The organism is Micropepsis pineolensis, from assembly GCF_055392125.1.
Genome location: NZ_AP042408.1, coordinates 651,353 through 670,070, shown reverse-complemented (window position 1 = coordinate 670,070; position 18,718 = coordinate 651,353). Strand labels below are relative to the sequence as shown.

Sequence of the window (18,718 nt, the reverse complement as noted above, 5' to 3'; positions counted from 1 at the left end):
GGTGCAGGGGCAGCTATGGCCGGACTGATGCTGGCCGGAGACAACAATGTCCTTGCTGCGGGTGCCGCCCCGATGCGCCTGAATCTAGAGCCGGGCAAGATCCTGGCCCACATGCCAGTGGATTTTACCGGTATCAGCGTCGAGAAGATGCAGCTGACAGACCCGAGTTACTTCAGCGCGGACAATACCAGTCTGGTGGCCATTCTGCGCCGCTTAAGCCGCAACGGCATTTTGCGCATCGGCGGCAATTCAAGCGAGTTCTGCTGGTGGAAAACTAAAGCCGATCAGACCCCGCCGGTGATCAAAACCGTTGGTCAGGGTCGGGCCGACAACTGGATGCCGCAGAATTTCTACGCCATAGAACCGATGGCGGTTGAGCGGTTGCGCGGCTTTCTCGATGCCTGCGGCTGGCGCTGCATCTGGGGCTTCAATTTCGGCACCGGCACACCGGAGCGTAACGCCGTCGAAGCCAATTTTGTTGCCAAAGCGCTGGGTGGGCGGCTGCTCTATTTCCAGATCGGGAACGAGCCCGACTTTTATCGTGAAGCCAACAATATGCTGCGCCCGGCAGGCTGGGACTTTCCCGATTACCTGAATGAATGGACGACGATGGCCAACGCCATCAGCGCGGTTGTCCCAAACGCCCGCTTCGGTGGGCCAGATGTCGGGGCTAATTCCGAATGGATCGTGCGCTTTGGTGCCGAGGCTAAAAAGCGCATCGGGCAAAGGCTGTTTGGCTTAAGCGGCCATTATTACGCCTCGGGTCCGCCCGACAATCCCAAGGTCACCCCCGAAGGCTTGATGCACACCAGTGGCGCGGTGGCCAAACGCATGGCCGAGATTGCCCCGGCGATCGCTGCTGCCGGTGTTGGCTATCGCATGACTGAGGGCAACAGCTGTTACCGTGGCGGCAAGGCCGGGATGAGCAACGCGCTGGCCGCCGCGCTGTGGGGTGGCGATTACATGCTCGACATGGCGGCCCATGGTGCCACCGGGGTGAATTTCCACTGTGGTTCGGGCGCGGCGATTGCCGCCAGTCTGGGTGGCAAGCTGCCAGGGGCCTTCACCGACCATGACCGCGAAATTGCCAAGCTGGGTGCCTTTTACGCCCCCATTGCCGGAAACCAGAGCGTCGGCTTTTCCGCCCGCCCGCTCTACTATGGCATGATGCTGGCGGAATGTTTTGCCGGCAGCCAGCTGATCGGTTGCCAGCTCACGGGGGGGCCAGCCCCAGCCAACGTTACGGCCTATGCCGCCCAACGCGGCAAGGGCTATCAGATCGCCCTGTTTAACAAGGAGCCGGGACGGGGCGTTGATGTCAGCCTGAGCATCCCACAACCCTTGAGCCAGATAGAAGCCTTGACCTTGACCGGACCGTCTTTAAACGCGACCGACGGGATCAACTTTGCCGGGTCAGAAGTGGCCGCAGGCAGTGCCAAATGGCAGGAAAAAACCGTGCGACACATCGCCGTGAAACCGGGGCAAACCATCGTCAGATTGCCGCAGTCGAGCGCGCTGTTATTGCGGCTGATGGCATAAGCGGGCACACCCCGCGCGAAATGTGAAAAAAACAGGATTAACGGGCTCAGTTTCGCTTTTTACGCGGGCTAGACATTGCTAAGATAATGTGATGTACAGCGCTGTCATAGCTCGGACAGCGCGCTTTTGTAGCCCTCAAATCGCATCAAGCCGATACCGAACGCAAAGGTAGAGGAACAGAAGATTGGGCGGTCTGGGTTGATCCGGCTCGTGGCCGGTTTTTTCGGACCACACTCCCCACAGGGATTTAGTAACGAACGGGAAGTCTTTGCCATGAAATACGGCTATTTCGACGACAAGAAGCGGGAATATGTGATCACCAGGCCGGATACACCGCTGCCTTGGATCAACTACATCGGCTGCGAAGGGTATTTCGGTATCCTGTCGGCGACTGGTGGTGGCTATTCCTATTACCGTGACGCGCGCCTGCGCCGCATCACCCGCGGCCGCTATAACAACGTGCCGTCCGATTTCGGCGGCCGTTATATCTATGTCCGCGATAACGCCACCGGCGATTTCTGGTCGCCGTCCTGGATGCCGACACGCAGCAAGGTGGAAGACTTCACTTGCCGCCATGGCATGGGCTACAGCGTCATTTCCTCCCGTCGCAACGGCATTTCCGCCAGCACGCGCTATTTCGTGCCGCTGGGCGAGACGATGGAAATCTGGCAGACTACCGTGAAGAACGAGCGTCAGGAACCGGTTGAGCTCTCGCTGTTTTCCTCGGTCGAATTCTGCCTGTGGGACGCCAATGATGACTCGCTGAACTTCCAGCGCAACTTCTCCACCGGTCAGGTCGAGATCGACGACGAAGTCATCTATCACAAGACCGAATACCGCGAACGCCGCAACCACTTCGCCTGGTTCGCCACGTCCGAAAAGCTCGACGGCTATGACACGCAGCGTGAAGACTTCCTGGGGGCCTGGCAGGGCTGGGATGCCCCGCGTGCGGTTGTGGAAGGCCGTTGCGCCAATTCCTTTGCCAATGGCTGGTCGCCGGTTGCCGCGACCCAGATCAAAATCGTTCTGCAGCCGGGCGAGGAAAAACGCATTCAGTATGTGCTGGGCTATTTCGAGAACCCGAAGGATCAGAAGTTCGATCCGCCGCAGTCTCAGGTTCTGAACAAGGCGTTCGTCAAGCCGAAGATCGCGGAATACCGTTCGATCGAAAAGGCCGATGCCGCGTTTGAAGAGCTGAAAAAGCACTGGGATAATCTGCTCGGCAAGTATCAGGTTTCATCGCCGGACAAGAGCACCGACCGCATGGTCAACGTGTGGAACGCCTATCAGTGCATGGCGACGTTCAACATGTCGCGTTCTGCCTCCACCTTTGAATCGGGTATTGGCCGTGGCCTTGGCTTCCGCGACTCCAATCAGGATCTGCTCGGCTTCGTCCACATGGTGCCGGAACGTGCGCGCGAGCGTATTCTCGACATCGCGGGCACCCAGCTGTCCACCGGCGGGGCCTATCATCAGTACCAGCCGATGACCAAGATGGGGAACAATGATATCGGCGGCGGTTTCAACGATGATCCGCACTGGCTGATTATCGGCGTGGCGGCCTACCTCAAGGAAACCGGCGATTTCTCGATCCTGGATGAGCAGGTCCGTTTCGACTGCAAGGACGGCACGGAAGTTCCGCTGTACGAGCACTTACGCCGCTCCATCCAGTACGCACTCGACAATATGGGTCCGCACGGTCTGCCGCTGATCGGTCAGGCCGACTGGAACGACTGCCTCAACCTCAACTGCTTCTCGAACGAGCCGGGTCAGTCCTTCCAGTGCCTGAAGGGCAACACCGACGGCAAGACCGCAGAATCCGTCTTCATCGGCGGCCTGATGGTGCTTTCGACCAAGGAACTGGCCGACATCGCCAAGTATCATAAGCAGTCGCAGGACGAAAAAACCTATCGCGATCTGTCGAAGAAGATGGATGAAGCCGTGCGTAAGTTCGGCTGGGACGGCGAATGGTTCCTGCGTGCCTATGATGCCAACGGCGGCAAAATCGGCTCCAAGGAAAACGAAGAAGGCAAGATCTACATCGAACCGCAGGGCTTCTGCATCCTCTCCGGCATCGGCATTGATGACGGCAAGGCTGAAAAGGCGCTGGAGTCGGTGAAGAAGTATCTGGCCACGCCGCATGGCATCGTCATCCTGCAGCCGGCATACACGCACTACTATCCGGAATATGGCGAGATCTCGTCCTATCCGCCGGGATACAAGGAAAACGCTGGTATCTTCTGCCACAACAACCCGTGGGTCATCATTGCCGAGACCATGCTGGGCCATGGCGATCAGGCGTTTGACTATTACTCCCGCATCAATCCGGCCGCGCGCGAGCCGATGAGCGATGTGCACCGTCTGGAACCCTATGTCTTCGCCCAAATGATCGCGGGCCGCGATGCCCCGACCCATGGCGAAGCCAAAAACAGCTGGCTGACCGGCACGGCAGCGTGGACCTATTATGCGGCGACGCAGTGGATCCTCGGTATCCGTCCGGAATATGAAGGCCTGCGCATTGCGCCGGTTATCCCGGAACGCTGGACCGGCTTCACCGCATCCCGCACCTTCCGCGGCGTGACCTATGACATCGAAGTCAAACGCGTCGGGGCCGGTAACAAGGTCAGCCTGACGGTGGACGGCAAGGCGATTGAGGGCAACCTGGTCCCGCCGCAGTCCGCCAAGACCATCAAGGTCATCGCGACGCTGGGCGAATAAAGACTTCCCTCACCTCGTCCTGAGCTTGCCGAAGGACGAAGGGCGGAAAACGAAAAGGGGCTGCATCCGCAGCCCCTTTTTTTTATTCCCATCCGTCTTCTAATTTACCTTTTAGAGCAACCCAAAGCCAGAATGCCATGGAGCCCAAGATACTGAGAACAAACCAAAGCAGCCATAATCCAGAACGGTTATTGAACGGCTGACGGTACGGTCGCAGTAAAATAATCTTTCCTGTTGTGCTAGACGGCAATATCCGAAAGAAACCTTTCTGGTCTTCAGAAACCGACCACCGCTCGAAATAACGGTACCCCGAGAGGAGTTCTGCGTATACTTCCTTATCCATTTGTTGGCTGTATTTATCGGCCAAACTACTATTCTCGACCGCCGTTAGTGTTAGCGCTGAAATAGTTTCTTTTGAAAGCCAACCAACCCATACTTGTGTCGCATTGGTCTGTACATCGGATGAACAGGGCGGCATCGCCTGCCAATATAATATGCTCGGAGAGAAGATACTTCGGCGATTATCATACCCTATGCCCGAGACCTTACGGGTTAGATCAAAACATTGCCTATCAACAAAAAAGTATTTCGCTTTTGGGACATTCGCGACTTTTGAAAAATCATCCACATGCGCCACGGACCCGGCGAAACTGGAGATATAGACTTCTGCCATCCCCATCGAAAAAGTGAGAGGGATCAGGATCCATAAGAATGGTGCCAGCCAAGGGTGAGCCAAGATGAGCGCAGAGCCCGGAGACAAACTGGAATACTTGCCCGGAAGCAGCTTGTGGCAGGGAGTAAATAATATCAGCGCAGTAGAAACTAGAAATCCGATACCAGCAGGAACGAATACCGTTGACTCCCAACGGTCCACATCCTGCCAACCCTGCATTTCACTGAAATAGCATCTGACGCCATAAAGTGAGGTGCAAAGAAGTATGACTACGCAAACCGGCACATACAAACGCCATATGCGGAAATTTAACTCTTTGCGAGACATGGCCCCCCCAAGCGTACCGACAGACATCCTGTTCACACGCTAAAATTGACCTGTCAATCAATAAAAAAGGGGCTGCCGAGGCAGCCCCTTTTTCACGCTCTCAGGAGTGTCCCTTACTCGGCCGCAGCCGGCTTGGGTTCATCCGGATAGGCCACCTTGAGATGGTCAAGCCAGGTGAACTTCAGGATCAGCGATGTGACCACCACGACCGCCAGGGCAATAGCCGCCCGGTCATTTTCACGGATGACGAAGTAGATCGGCATCGCCACCAGCGAAGACTGCCAGATGATGCCAATGACGACGTTGAACATATCGCGCCAGAAGTCACCATTGGGCTGGAAGCCCGGCTCGGTCTCGCGGATCTTACGCAACACCGGGCCCCAGAAGCCCCATGGACGGGTCTTCCTGTAGAAGTGGATCAGCACTTCGTCTTTTTCCGGCGGGGTCAGCAGCGTACCGGCCAGACAGCCGATCAGCGAGATGCACAGGATCGCCGGGAAGCAGACCAGAGCGCTCGGCAGGGTCAGGAAGTCGTGCAGGAAGCCCGTCGTGGACGCCAGCCAGGCTGCCTGTAAATCTGCCGGAAGCAGGAACGGCAGGATCAGTGCCGCGGCAATGCCGGAGACCATGCCCCAGAAATAGCCAAAGCCGTTGAAGCGCCACCAGAACCACTTGATCAGGTTGGCAGCCGCATAACCGCCCCATAGCGCCGAGGTGATCCAACCCACGACATTGTTGATCGAGGTGATGAACCAGCCGATGCAGATGCCGATGATCACAATAGCAATCGACGAAGCAATCGACAGGCGGACGCAGAACTTCTCGTCAGCGTTGGGATTGATAAAGCGGCGATAGATATCGTTGACGATGTACGGCGGGGCCGCGTTCACCGTTGCGGCGAAGTTGGACATGAAGGCGGCCAGAAGACCGGCAACCGTGATGCCCAGGAGGCCAACAGGAACAAAACGGGCCAGGGCGTCGGGCAGAATCTGCTCGAAGTCCATCTTGGTGCCCATGGTGTTGATGGTGGTCGAATAGAAGGCCAGCGCCAGAATGGCCAGGCCCGCCACCATGAAATAACGCGGCACGTTGAGCACAACGTTCACCACCGCGCTCATCAGGCAGGCTTCACGCGGGTTACGCGTCGACAGGATGCGCTGCATGTCATAGTTCGGGGCCGGACCGGCAGCCGAAACAAGCACGCCCTTCATCAGGTACATCATGAACAGAAGGCCGAACAGGGTCGAACCATCCTCGGCAATCTTAGCGTTGGCCGCCGGAATAAGGTGTGACCAGTCGAGCCCGGTTTTCCAGCCGAAGAAAATATTATCCCACCCGGCAGGGATCGAGGCATGGACGACTTCCGGCGTGACCGTGGTCATGGCGATGACGCCAATGGCGATGGCCGCAATCGACAGCAGGCAGAACTGCATCACCTCGGTGATCACCACCGAGAACATGCCGCCCTTAACCACGTACAGCGCGGTGATGCCCATCAGGATCAACGCATACAGATTGGCGTTGGTTACCGGATCGGCTGACAGATGCCAGGGCAGGAATTCGACGGCGAACTTGCCGATGCCCTTGAAGCCATAGGTGAAGAAGCTGATGACGCAGACCAGCGCAAAGATCACCACGATGATGTGCGACAGCTGAGCGCCTTTATTGTCGCCAAAACGGAACTTGATCCATTCGGCACCGGTGGTGACACCGGAACGGCGCAGCCAGCCTGACATGAACATCATCAGGAATATCTGGTTGAAAACCGGCCACATCCACGGGATCCAAACGCTTTTCAGACCGTAGATGAACATCCAATAGACCAGCAGCATGGTGCCGGCGACATCGAACATACCGGACGCGTTGGAAACACCCAGCACGTACCAGGGCAGCACATTGCCGCCCAGAAAGTACGACTTGGTGTCCCGCGACGCGCGTTTGGATACCCAATAGCCAAGCAAAACGGAAACGGCGAGGAACGCCACAATGATGGCTATGTCTATTCCTTGCAGAGTGATCTGGTTCACTGCTCTTCCCCCTGGGGCACGTTGCATTTATGAAATAATGCGTGAGACGGAGCGGATTTGTCACCGGATGACAGCGCTAGTCAAGCACCTACCCCCACGCACATTGCGATTGTCTTTGCGCTATCTACCGCACTGCCGCCACAAAAACGCAACTAAAAGTTTACCACAATTTGTAATTTTTGGCTAAATCATTGGCACAATTGCGTTAATGCCGCACAGAAAGCCACCCTTGACTACACCAGAGCGGGCAGCGACGGGCGTCAAACCGCCACGGGGAAAGGCGCACATCCCGCGCGCTACGCGCAACCCTGTCGGGAGATAAACTAACTTCAATCCGGTGACCGCTCCGCCTACGGATCAAGGCGACAAAAGCAAAAAGACGGAAAAGCGTTGCTGCCTTTCCGTCTTTTTAAGAAACTCGCGCTTTGAGGCTGATTACAGCACGCCGCGCTTATGTTCGCCGATGACTAGCCGGCCCGGATTGAAAGCCGCCTTGAATACATCCAAAGCTTTTTTCGGTTCGGCATCGCCACACATGAACACGTCAAAGGCGGCGTAGCCTTTTTCCGGCCATGTATGAACACTGATGTGGCTTTCCGCCAGCACTGCGACACCAGAAATGCCGCCACCATCGGAAAACCGATGCAGATGAATATGCAACAGGGTTGCCCCGGCTGCTTTCACTGCATTAATCATCGCCTGTTCGATTCTGTCCCGGTCGTCGAGACCTTCGGCGTCCCATAAATCGATTATCAGGTGACTTCCCGCATAGGTCAGTCCGTTACGTGTGATGAAGTGGTCCTTGCGGTCCTCATCCCCAGGGGGAATAGGAACCGGAACGGTCCTCGCCGAAGCGCGAGCGCAAGGCGCTTTTGCTTCATTGATCGCCGCCACGAGTTCGAGTCGAGCCATTCTGGCACCTACCCTCTCAGAGCGTTGACACCTGTGCCCCACATCTCACGACGGGGGGCGCCTCAAGAAGAAAGCGGCGCGACGGAAGGCCGTCTCGCCGCTTCGCTTTCCGTAGAAAGCAGGGGCGAAATATAGGCGTACCCCCCCCCTATGCAAGAAATTTGTGCGTCACCGTCAAAAAAACTTTGCACGAGGTTTACCAAGCGGTTGTCCGCCAGCCCCCAAAAGGGCCAGAACGCTTGCACCCAGCCCCCTTAAGGCCGTAAACAGCGACAGAGTAAAGCTGCGTCGCCGCGCTTGAATCCACACGCATTTTCCCTTTTCTACGGAGGATCACATGACCACCAGAGCCCCGGCTCCGTTTAAAGAACGCCTTTATCCCGGCTATAGCCAGGCGATGACGTTAACGGGTAAACCGCTCGCCTCCGAGAAGACGAAATACCAGCGTATCGAGATTTTTGACACCGTTCAGAACGGTCGTGTCATGGCGCTGGACGGCGTGGTGCAGATCACCAACCGGGACGAAAGCGCCTATGCCGAGATGCTGACCCACCTGCCCATGCTGGAGCATGGCAAGGTTAAGTCGGTCATGATCGTCGGTGGCGGCGACCTCTCGATTGCCGATGAAGCCTTGAAACATAAGGGCGTTAAGGAAGTCGTGCTGGTCGATATCGACGGGCGCGTGGTCGAACTGTGCCAGAAATACTTCTCCGATGTTAACGCCAAAGCCTTCCGTGACCGCCGCATCCGCATTGAAATCGCCGATGCCTTTGAATTTCTGGGTCGCAAGGAAAACAAGGCCCGCTTCGATCTGATCGTCGGCGACCGGCCCGACCCAATCGGCCCCGGCCAAGCCCTGTTCGGCGAAACCTTCTATGAACGCATCAAAAAGGCTCTGAAACCGGGCGGCATTGCCACCTTCCAGACCGGCGTGCCGTTCTATCAGCCTACGGAAGTTACCGAGACGCTGCGCGATCTAAAGCGCTTCTTCCCGCAATCCGGCCTCTATCTGACCGTAGTGCCGAGTTATATCGGCGGATTCATGGCGCTGACCTGGGCGGCCAAAGGCTGCCGCCTGGGCACGCCCAAGGGCATCAAAAAGGCTGGCGCTGCCTTCCGCCGCCTGAAAATCAAGACCGATTACTATACCCCGGCCATCCACGGGGCTGCCTTCGCGCTGCCAGCCTGGATCGAACGCTTAAAGCCGTAAGTCTTTTAAAATATTGCCTTATCAAACCCGCGTCGGAGCTGTTCGGTGCGGGTTTTCTTTTGTCTGAATTAGAATGTTCTGTTTTTCGATAAAAAATATTGCTGTTTATCGATAATACCGTATATTGATATTCGATAAGAGGAGAAATTCGATGAAGATAAAACGCACGACGGCAACACTCTTTTTTGGATTTTTCTGCCTAGCCACCCTGTACTGTGCAGCTGTTACGCTGCATCACGGCTGGATTCTTTTCCGGAATCTGACTGACACCTCAGCTTCAACCGCACAGACAGAAATAACAACAACATCAAAAATAGAATTTGCTCCTGACGGAAAAACAGTTCCCCGCATACAAACATTACACAATACACTTCGTACGACCGCAGTAGAAAATACGCATATGTTACAATTAAATATTGCAACCGTTTTTTTAAACGCGTTGGCAATGACGATGTTATTTGAACTCATGCGCAGGCTGTTCAGAAATATTTCGACCGGAAACAGCTTCACAATAAAAACGATACAGCAGATGTACGCCGTTTCTGGGGTAATACTGGTTACATCATTGCTGATGGAAACGATGCAGCTTTGGTCCGAACACCTATGGAACAAGCAATACATCGCTGGATCTGCAAATCCAGCTAACGTACTGACATCCGTCAAAGGCGTCCTTTTAAATTTCCCTGTATTCAGCCCATTGTTCTGTACAGGTTTAGCCGTCCTCGCACTATCTGAAGTGTTCCGCCAGGGGCTGATCCTGAAACGCGAAAATGACCTGACGGTCTGAGAGCCACCATGACCATCAAACTCAACCTCGACAAGGTAATGGCGGACCGACGCATCAGCCTGACCGAACTGGCCGACAAGGTCGGCATTACGCTGGCCAATCTGTCGATCCTTAAAACCGGCAAGGCCAAGGCGGTGCGGTTCTCCACACTGAACGCATTGTGCCATAAACTGAACTGCCAACCCGGCGACTTACTGGAATATGTTGCAGGCGATGAAGACGCCTGATCCGCATGGGCAAAAGAAAACCCCGCAAGGCAGTACCTTGCGGGGTTTATCTGTAACCGAAGCTGAAATTACAGCTTGGTCTTCAGCTCGACGCCGATGATACGCGGATCGCCGACGAAGCCGGTCAGATTGTCAAAGTCGATGGCACCCTGCAGATTGGCCTTGTCGGTGATATTGCGAACATAGAGCGCAATTTCGGTCTTTTTATCCGACAGACGGTACCCGGCACGCAGGCCGCCTTCATAATTACCGTTGGTATGGAATTCCTTTGATTGATAGAGGAAGAAATTCGTCGCGCCCTGCAGCCACCAGTCAGTCGAGGCAAACAGCGCCGAACCATCCGCCAGCGGATAATCATAATTGGCCGTGAAGGTTAGCATGAATTCCGGGGCTTGCGGGAACGGGTTGTTGTTAAGATAGGCATTGCCCGAACTATCGGTCTTATCCGTCACCGTGCACAAAGCGCAAACCGCGGTTTTCAGCGCGCTGTCGCGGATCATGGTCTTGGTATAGCTGCCACCCAGCGTGAAGGACAGATTATCGATCGGCCGGTATTCGGCATCCGCTTCCATACCGTAAGCCACACCGCCCCGGGCATTCATCAGCACGGCGGAATTGCTCGCCCCGCCAATCGCCGTAAACTGCATGTTATGGACATAGTAGCTGAAGGCATCGACGTTAAAGCGCAGCGAATGGTCAAACAGCTCGGACTTAAGACCCATCTCATAGGACGTGATGGTTTCTGAACGGGCGGTCGAATAGCCCGAACCAAACGCGATGTTCCGGCCCTGAATTGACGGTGCACGGAAGCCGGTTGCCGCGCGGGCATAGGCTTTCACATCTTCATTGAAGGCATAGTCGATGGTCAGATCCCAGCTGACATTATTGCCCATGGTCTTGACCGGGTCCTTAACCGTGCCGCCATCACCATGCGCCGTCATGCCCTTGACGTCAGACGTCCAGCGTAAGCCGCCAGTAATGGTCAACGCATCCGTGACCATGTAATGCGCCTGACCAAACAGCGCCCAGGAAACATTGCTGTAATCGACATAGGTCACGCCCGGGAAGGTGTGCGTGGCATTTTCGTAATCGGTGCTGTAGTAGAGCCCGCCGACCTGCCAGAACAGACGCCCGGCATCATTGGATGCCAGATGCATTTCTTGCGTGAACTGATGCAGATAGGTCAGGCCATCCTGCGATTCCGACTGGAACGGAATGGTCCCCGGACCGGTCGCATTACCACCATCGACGTCGCCATGGCTGTAGCCGTGAGTTTCTTCATACCCGGTGATAGAGGTTAGCGTAACCGGACCAAAATCATAGGTCACATTGGCGTTGGTGCCGACACCGTCATAGCGCTGCGGATTGTTAGCGGTGCTGTTGTACCAGACCTTATCCCAGACATAGTTACTGTTCAGCTTGTTGCTGCCAGCATCCAGAATATTAGCGCGGAACATCGCTGCCGTGCCGTCCAGAGAACGGCCATGGACATTGAGCAGTATGCTGAGGTTTTCGTCCGGCTTGATCAGCAGCTGAATGCGACCGGCCCGTTCATTGTAGCCACCCAGCGCATTGTCTTCACCGGTATAGGCATTATCGATATAGTTATCGCGATGCTGCCACAGGCCGGAAATGCGGAACGACACCTTGTCCATCAGCGGGCCACCGACAGCGGCTTCCACATTGGTGGTGCCGAGCGAACCGTAAGACGCCGTGGCGTCGCCCTCGAACGTATCGGTCGGCTTCTTGCTGGTGAATTTAATAACGCCTGCGGTCGTGTTGCGACCGAACAGCGTACCTTGTGGCCCACGCGAAACCTCGACATCATCAATGTCGTAGATCGGCGAGCTTTTCAGGATGGCATTTTCCATCACCACATCATCATAGATGATCGACACCGGCTGCGAGGCAGACAGGTCAAAATCGGTGTTGCCAAGGCCCCGGATATAAAAACGCGGCGCCAGACGACCATTGGAAGATTCGGCATAGACGCCGGGAATATGATTGGCGATCGCCTTGATGTCCTGGCCAGATTCAAAAATCTGTTCGACCTTGTCACCACTTAAAGCCGATACTGACAGCGGCACATCCTGCACATCCTGCTGATAGCGCTGCGCCGTCACCACCACTTTTTCAATTTCGTCTGCGCTGGCCGATGCCGGCACCAGCGCCAGCGCTGCCGCTGACAGAAGGAGAATTTCAGTCATTCTCGCGGTAATACGCATTAATCCCTCGCATTTTTGCGCGCACCATCCCGGGGTGCGCTTCATTGCATGGTTGTTCCTGATGTAGAATGCTTGCGTCAATTACACGGCAGGGTAAGAGACGTGGACAAAGAGCGATTACGAAGCTTCTGTGTTATTCCGATGACGCCTTAATTGACTACACCCTTGGTGGTGGCAAAATACCGTGCAACGCGATGCCTTTTTATGCAGTTGCAGGACCAATACTTCACCCGAGAGAAGATCTTTATCGCAGAGTTTCGTAAGGCGTACAATGACATGAACAGCGAACAAAACCAGACAGAGAGCACCCTGCCGGAACCAGACATCCGGGAGCGCAAAGTATACGCGGCGTTGCAGACACTGCGCATTGCGTGGCACACCCATCAGCACCGCGCCGTCTTTACGGTTGAGGAATCCGCCGACCTCTACAAAACCATGCGGGGTGCCCACACCAAGAACCTTTTTCTGAAGGATCAGAAGGGCGGATTGTGGCTGGTCAGCCTGTTGTCGGATACACGGCTCGACTTAAAAGCGCTGGCAAAACAGCTAGGTGCCCCACGATTTTCCTTCGGCAGTCCCGAGCTTTTGATTGCGACCTTGGGCATCGCGCCGGGCGCCGTCAATGCCTTTGCGATCATGAACGATACTTCGGGCAAAGTGCGCATGGTGCTGGATGAAGCCTTGCTGCACGTCAACCCGGTCAATTTTCATCCCATGCGCAATGACCGCACCACCGCCATTGCGCCAGGGGATATCGTTTCTTTCCTCAAATCCACCGGCCACGATCCGATTATTTTGCCGATGCCGGTGAAGGCGGGCTAACGCACGGCACTAGAACGCCTTGAGTTCAATCAGCCGCATCGCTTTATCAGTTGGCGTTTTAAACACCGCGCGCAACCTGGTCGTTTTGACCGGGGCAAAGTGATCAGCGTTGACGCCACCGGCAAACGGCTTAGCATTTTCACCCACAGCAACCCACCGATCCCCAACCCACGCTTCCAGCCGATAGGAGGCTGGGGCGGCATAACCTGCGCCAGCAAAGAAGCTGAGCTCAGCGGCCGTGAGCGAAACCTCTTTACCGAAATCAACAGCGAACCATTGCTCCGCCCCCGCCCCTTTGGGCACATCCCAGCCATTAGCAATTTCAGGGAAGAACCACACCCGACCATCAAGTGCCTGATGCAACGCCTTAACATCCGCATTGACCGAGGCGGCCCCCTTGGGAAACTGATCGGGCACCATGTTCATCGCCAGATCAATGCGGCGCATCACCGGAACGGGTTGGCGCGGAGACAGCGTCACCGTCAGCCGCGTCAGCCGGTCCGAATGGGCGGCAGCCATGCCATCGATCAGCACATGCAAACCCTTGCCCCGGCCATATCGTTTACCATCGCCATCAAACAGCACCGTCACCAAATGGCCGTGATAGGGCACATCCTGCAAGATAAAATAACGTAAGCTTTGAGGGCCGCTTTCCGGCACCAAGGGATCGACTACCAGCGTGTTATCCGCCGCGGGACGCAGCCCCACCAGACCGGAAATGATCAGATCGTCAAAACCGGAATGGAAATAATGGTGGCTGCGCGGCAATCCGACAATCGCCTGACCGGTAGCGGGATCGTAATCTTCCTCCAGATCGGGCTGACCATTTTTCAAATGTAACGCGGCATACTGGCGTAGCAGCCGCATGTAATCTGCCCGCGTTACATCGGACTGATGATAGGCCTGCAACAGGTTGGCCATGCCGGTCAGCGCCTGCGTGGTCTGGAACGGCCAAACCGGACCATTCCACTGACATTCGCGTAACTTCGTGGCCCAATCATAACGATACTGCCGCATATAATATTCATAGTCCGGGCCGACGGTGCGAAGGCCATAAGGCCCGGCCAGCCCCGCCCGGTCCAACAGATAGGCCCACGCCTTGGCATGCACACCGTCATCCGGGGCAACGGCATAGGTCCAGGGCAGATACCCCGCCAGTTCGCGGCCCCGGATCGGATCGCCATATTTTACGAAGCTATTATTTTCCTTGTACAGATCAATAAAATGGCCAAGCTTCGCACTCCAAAGCTTATTTAGCATCGTGGTGCGTAACACAGCCGCCTTGTCGGCATAGTCTTTGGCCCCGGCTTGATCGCCCGCCAGCTTCGATAAAGCCGCAATCGCCTCAGCATTGGCAATCATGTAGCTATTAATGGTGGGGCGAAAGGCAAAGCCACGCAAAAAACCATCCTTGCCACCCGACGCATCAATCGACGCAATGGTGTATTCGGTGGCATCGGCAATCGGCTCGACCCAGTACAACCCCATCGCCGGATCGAAGTGGTCATCCCAGGCGGCGTAAATCTTTTTCATCGCCGCAAGGTTTTTCAGCACCGCCACCCTGTCGCCATCGACCAGATACCGGTTATAGGCCGCCGCCGCGATAGCTTCGGAGAAATGGCGGTCGTTGCCACCTTCATACATGAAATCGATATAGTCCCCGGCGTAACGGCGATCGCGCAGCCAACGCCCTTCGGCAATATGAAGTCCGGTGGCGTCGTTGAGGCTGGCCCACGGATTAAGCTGCCAGCCGACATCATCGAGAAACTCGGTCGAAATATAGCCCCGCGCCCCCAGATCGCGCTGATGGGCGCGAAAAATTTGCCAGCGGTAATAATAAATCTTGTCCAGCAACGGATCGGACGAGGCGAAGAAGGGGATATTGCTTTCGTACCAAGGGGCGTCAGCGCCAAAACGCGCGACAGCAATCTTTGCTTCGTCCAGCGGCAGGGGGCCCTGCGCCGCACTGAATGCCGCAGACACCACAAACCCAAGGCCGATCATCAGCCCCGCCACGGCTCTTTTACGCATACGATTTTCTCCCCGTCGATCCGACACACTTTTTTAGCGCGGTTTGTCCGGACTTTGGCAAAAAACTCAGACAAAATAAACAGGGTTTCATAAAGCCTGGGTTGAACCGTCGCGCGGGCATGCTACCCTTCGTGTTAAACACAGTTAAAACGAGGGGGAGTTTGCAGGACATGAGGGGTATGGCGCGTTGGGCCGTTGCGGCCGCCATTGTTTTTGCAGCATGCACTGCCATGTCGGTCACCACACTGGCCGCCACCAGAAATGATGCCTGGGTGGGCAGCTGGGCCTCAGCCCAAATGTCGGCCGACCCAGCCGCCGGGGTGGGCGAAGAAAGCTGGCCCGATACCACCTTGCGCCAGACCGTCCGCCTGACATTAAGCGGTGATCACTTACGGTTGCGGCTGTCCAACGCCTTTGGTGCCGCCCCCCTGCACATTGCCGCCGTCCATGTCGCCCACGCCAAGGCTTCGGGTGTGGCGGCGATTGATCCGGCCAGCGACCGCGCCGTGACCTTCAACGGCAAGGCCGATGTCACCATCCCCGCCGGGGCCGATTATCTGTCAGACCCGGTTGATCTGCCGGTGACGGCCCAAAGCGATCTGGCCATCAGCCTGTATTACGCCAACGCACCGGTTGGGGTGACCGGCCATCCCGGCTCGCGCACCACATCGTTTCTGGTCACTGGAAATCACACCGCCGACGCGGATCTGAACGCCCCTAAAAAAACAGATCACTGGTTCCAGATTGCCGCCGTTGATGTGGTGGCACCAAAGGCATCGGCCGTGGTGACATTCGGTGATTCGATTACCGATGGATATGCCAGCACCACCAACGCCAACAACCGCTGGCCCGACACGCTGGCCACACGGCTTAAAAATACCGGCGTGCTCAACCTGGGCATTGGTGGCAACCGGCTATTATACGATCACACCGGCCCCAACGCCCTGGCCCGTTTTGACCGCGATGTGCTGGCGATGAGCGGCGTGCATGCGGTGATCCTGCTCGAAGGCATCAACGATCTGGGCATGCGCCATATCGATGTCGCCACCAGCAATGAAGCCCACAGCGCCAAGGTGGCAGAGATCATTGGGGCCTATCGCCAGCTTATCGACCGCGCCCACACCGCGGGGCTAAAAGTGATTGGGGCTACGATTACCCCGTTCATCGGATCGGACTATTATCACCCCGGCGCGGCGAGCGAAGCCGACCGCCAACAGATCAATGGCTGGATCAGGACCCCGGGCCATTTTGATGCCGTGGTCGATTTCGACGCGGTGGTGCGTGACCCGGCGCATCCCGACCGCCTCATTCCCGCCTTCGATTCAGGCGATCATCTTCATCCTTCGCCTGCGGGGTATCGTGCCATGGGCGAGGCTGTGCCGATCACACTTTTGACCGGAAAAAAATAGAAGGACGCAAAATGCCCGCAGCCAAGCTGGAGCCACGGATCCTCACCGGCCAATATGTCCGCCTGGAACCGCTGGAACCGCGCCATTACGAAGGGTTGATTGCCGCAGGCGCCGATTCCACCCTGTGGAAGTACCTGCCCATCGATGCCGAGGCCGGATATCGCGGCAAGCTGACCGCACAAGCTGCCGCCATGGCTGTGGGCGAGCAGCTGGTCTATGCCGTTTACCGCCTTGGAGAAGGTCAAAATGCCGAGACCATTGTCGGGTCCGCCGCCTTCATGGCCATCGCCGCCGAACATGCACGGCTGGAGATCGGTACGATCTGGTACCGTCCCGAGGTTCAGGGCACCATGGTCAATCCCGAAACCATGCAACTGATGCTGGAAACCGCCTTTGAAGGCGGCTTCAACCGGGTCGAATTCAAGGCCGACGCCAAGAATGCCCGCTCGCGCGCCGCCCTGCGCAAGCTAGGCGCCACAGAGGAGGGGATTCTGCGCCAGCATATATGGCTGGCCCAGGGCAGCTTCCGCGACAGCGTCTATTATTCCATCCTGGCTGATGAATGGCCGGCCTTACGCGACCGATTGCGCCGTCGGCTGGCTGCGTTTGGTTAAACCGATAGGGTAAACATGCATTTGGGGGCTTTTCTTTCGCCCCGCCACACCCCATTTTGGGGTGGTATCAGGCATAAGGATTACAAAGATGGCATTGATCGGATTGGGTGGACATGCGGCGCCGACCCCGGCAGCAGCGGCCGATGGCCTTATCAAGGAAGGCTCGATCGAAACCTTCGCTGCCGACGTGCTCGAAGCTTCGAAAACTGTCCCGGTCATTGTCGATTTCTGGGCACCCTGGTGCGGCCCGTGCAAGCAGCTTGGCCCCAGCCTGGAAAAGCTGGTTACCGCGGCCAAGGGAAGGGTCAAGCTGGTCAAGATCAACGTCGATGAAAACCAGGCGATTGCCCAGCAGTTGCGGATTCAGTCGATCCCGACGGTCTACGCCTTCTTTGAAGGTCGCCCGGTCGATGCCTTCATGGGCGCTTTGCCGGAAAGCCAGCTCAAAACCTTTGTCGACGGCCTCCTCAAAATGGGCGGCGATCCAGCCGGCGATCATACCGGGGAGGTCCTGACCACCGCCGCGGAAGCCTTGGCGGCAGGCGATATCGGCACTGCGGCGCAAGGCTATGCCCATGTGCTGCAGGAAGATCCCGGCCACCCCAAGGCGGTGGCAGGGTTGGCGCAATGCTATCTGCAGGGCGGCGATGTCGAGCGGGCGAGGAAGACCCTGCAACTGGTTCGACCGGACGGGGCCAAAGACGAAGCCATCCGTGCCATCGAGGCCGAGCTGACCTTGCGCGAACAGGCCGAAAAAGTTGCCGGCAACCTGCATGAATTTGAGGCCAAACTGGCCGCCGATGCCAATGATCATCAGGCCCGCTTTGATCTGGCGCTGGCGCTGGACGGTGCTGGCCAGCGTGAGGAAGCCATCGATCAGCTGCTCGAGATCGTCAAACGCGATCGCAGCTGGAACGAGGATGGGGCCCGCAAGCATCTGGTCACTCTGTTCGAAGCCATGGGCCCGATGGACAAGCGCACCATTGCCGGGCGGCGCAAGCTGTCGTCGCTGCTGTTCTCCTGAGAAATAAAACGGTCAGTCCGGTGCATCCTGCCGGGCTGACCGCCGTAAACAATCCATGGTTGATCTGCACTCTGCAGGAGTGCATTGGCTTATAGTAAATCATGCAGGACGGCGGCACAGACTATATAATTGTTGCTGTAAACCGCGCATTTTCGTTACATTCCCATGCGTGA

The 18,718-nt window shown here is 56.6% G+C and carries 14 protein-coding genes; 9 read left to right on the top strand and 5 right to left on the bottom strand.

Annotation, left to right across the window (positions count from 1 at the left end; translation table 11 throughout):
* Positions 1–15 precede the first annotated feature (15 nt).
* Both ACZ5RI_RS03070 and ACZ5RI_RS03065 read left to right on the top strand, forming a co-directional pair.
* A complete protein-coding gene (locus ACZ5RI_RS03070; RefSeq protein ID WP_464514640.1) occupies positions 16–1,539 on the top strand; it encodes a glycosyl hydrolase family 79 C-terminal domain-containing protein in 1,524 nt (507 codons plus the stop codon).
* 273 nt (positions 1,540–1,812) lie between these two features.
* The gene (locus tag ACZ5RI_RS03065) at positions 1,813–4,257 is read left to right on the top strand and encodes a glycoside hydrolase family 94 protein (RefSeq protein ID WP_464514639.1); all 2,445 of its coding nucleotides are present in this window, start codon (positions 1,813–1,815) and stop codon (positions 4,255–4,257) included.
* An 82-nt stretch (positions 4,258–4,339) separates the two neighbouring features.
* On the opposite strand, the gene ACZ5RI_RS03060 is transcribed toward ACZ5RI_RS03065, so the two are convergent.
* The 3 genes from ACZ5RI_RS03060 to speD form a co-directional block, all read right to left on the bottom strand.
* On the bottom strand, positions 4,340–5,257 hold the full coding sequence (locus ACZ5RI_RS03060; protein ID WP_464514638.1) for a hypothetical protein: 918 nt from the start codon (positions 5,255–5,257) through the stop codon (positions 4,340–4,342).
* Positions 5,258–5,370: 113 nt separating this feature from the next.
* On the bottom strand, positions 5,371–7,284 hold the full coding sequence (locus tag ACZ5RI_RS03055) for a sodium:solute symporter family protein (protein ID WP_464514637.1): 1,914 nt from the start codon (positions 7,282–7,284) through the stop codon (positions 5,371–5,373).
* 435 nt (positions 7,285–7,719) lie between these two features.
* A complete protein-coding gene (gene speD, locus ACZ5RI_RS03050) occupies positions 7,720–8,196 on the bottom strand; it encodes an adenosylmethionine decarboxylase (protein ID WP_464514636.1) in 477 nt (158 codons plus the stop codon).
* A 337-nt stretch (positions 8,197–8,533) separates the two neighbouring features.
* Here speD and speE point away from each other — a divergent pair, with 337 nt between their 5' ends.
* The 3 genes from speE (at position 8,534) to ACZ5RI_RS03035 (ending at position 10,420) form a co-directional block, all read left to right on the top strand.
* Positions 8,534–9,406: a polyamine aminopropyltransferase gene (speE, locus tag ACZ5RI_RS03045; protein WP_464514635.1), complete on the top strand. Its 873-nt coding sequence runs from the start codon at positions 8,534–8,536 to the stop codon at positions 9,404–9,406.
* Between the two features lie 151 nt (positions 9,407–9,557).
* The gene (locus ACZ5RI_RS03040; protein ID WP_464514634.1) at positions 9,558–10,193 is read left to right on the top strand and encodes a DUF2975 domain-containing protein; all 636 of its coding nucleotides are present in this window, start codon (positions 9,558–9,560) and stop codon (positions 10,191–10,193) included.
* Positions 10,194–10,201: 8 nt separating this feature from the next.
* Complete coding sequence (locus ACZ5RI_RS03035) at positions 10,202–10,420, top strand: helix-turn-helix domain-containing protein (RefSeq protein WP_464514633.1); 219 nt, start codon at positions 10,202–10,204, stop codon at positions 10,418–10,420.
* Between the two features lie 68 nt (positions 10,421–10,488).
* On the opposite strand, the gene ACZ5RI_RS03030 is transcribed toward ACZ5RI_RS03035, so the two are convergent.
* Positions 10,489–12,627: a TonB-dependent receptor gene (locus tag ACZ5RI_RS03030; protein ID WP_464514632.1), complete on the bottom strand. Its 2,139-nt coding sequence runs from the start codon at positions 12,625–12,627 to the stop codon at positions 10,489–10,491.
* 294 nt (positions 12,628–12,921) lie between these two features.
* Here ACZ5RI_RS03030 and ACZ5RI_RS03025 point away from each other — a divergent pair, with 294 nt between their 5' ends.
* Positions 12,922–13,467, top strand: coding sequence for a prolyl-tRNA synthetase associated domain-containing protein (locus ACZ5RI_RS03025; protein WP_464514631.1), 546 nt, complete (start codon positions 12,922–12,924; stop codon positions 13,465–13,467).
* 9 nt (positions 13,468–13,476) lie between these two features.
* Here the strand turns inward: ACZ5RI_RS03025 and ACZ5RI_RS03020 are convergent, their stop codons facing one another.
* Entirely contained in the window at positions 13,477–15,498 is a 2,022-nt protein-coding gene (locus ACZ5RI_RS03020) for an MGH1-like glycoside hydrolase domain-containing protein (protein WP_464514630.1), read from the bottom strand.
* Positions 15,499–15,677: 179 nt separating this feature from the next.
* Here ACZ5RI_RS03020 and ACZ5RI_RS03015 point away from each other — a divergent pair, with 179 nt between their 5' ends.
* The 3 genes from ACZ5RI_RS03015 (at position 15,678) to trxA (ending at position 18,545) form a co-directional block, all read left to right on the top strand.
* Complete coding sequence (locus tag ACZ5RI_RS03015; RefSeq protein WP_464514629.1) at positions 15,678–16,907, top strand: SGNH/GDSL hydrolase family protein; 1,230 nt, start codon at positions 15,678–15,680, stop codon at positions 16,905–16,907.
* 11 nt (positions 16,908–16,918) lie between these two features.
* Complete coding sequence (locus ACZ5RI_RS03010; RefSeq protein WP_464514628.1) at positions 16,919–17,521, top strand: GNAT family N-acetyltransferase; 603 nt, start codon at positions 16,919–16,921, stop codon at positions 17,519–17,521.
* A gap of 88 nt (positions 17,522–17,609) precedes the next feature.
* Positions 17,610–18,545, top strand: coding sequence for a thioredoxin (trxA, locus tag ACZ5RI_RS03005; protein ID WP_464514627.1), 936 nt, complete (start codon positions 17,610–17,612; stop codon positions 18,543–18,545).
* Positions 18,546–18,718: the final 173 nt, after the last annotated feature.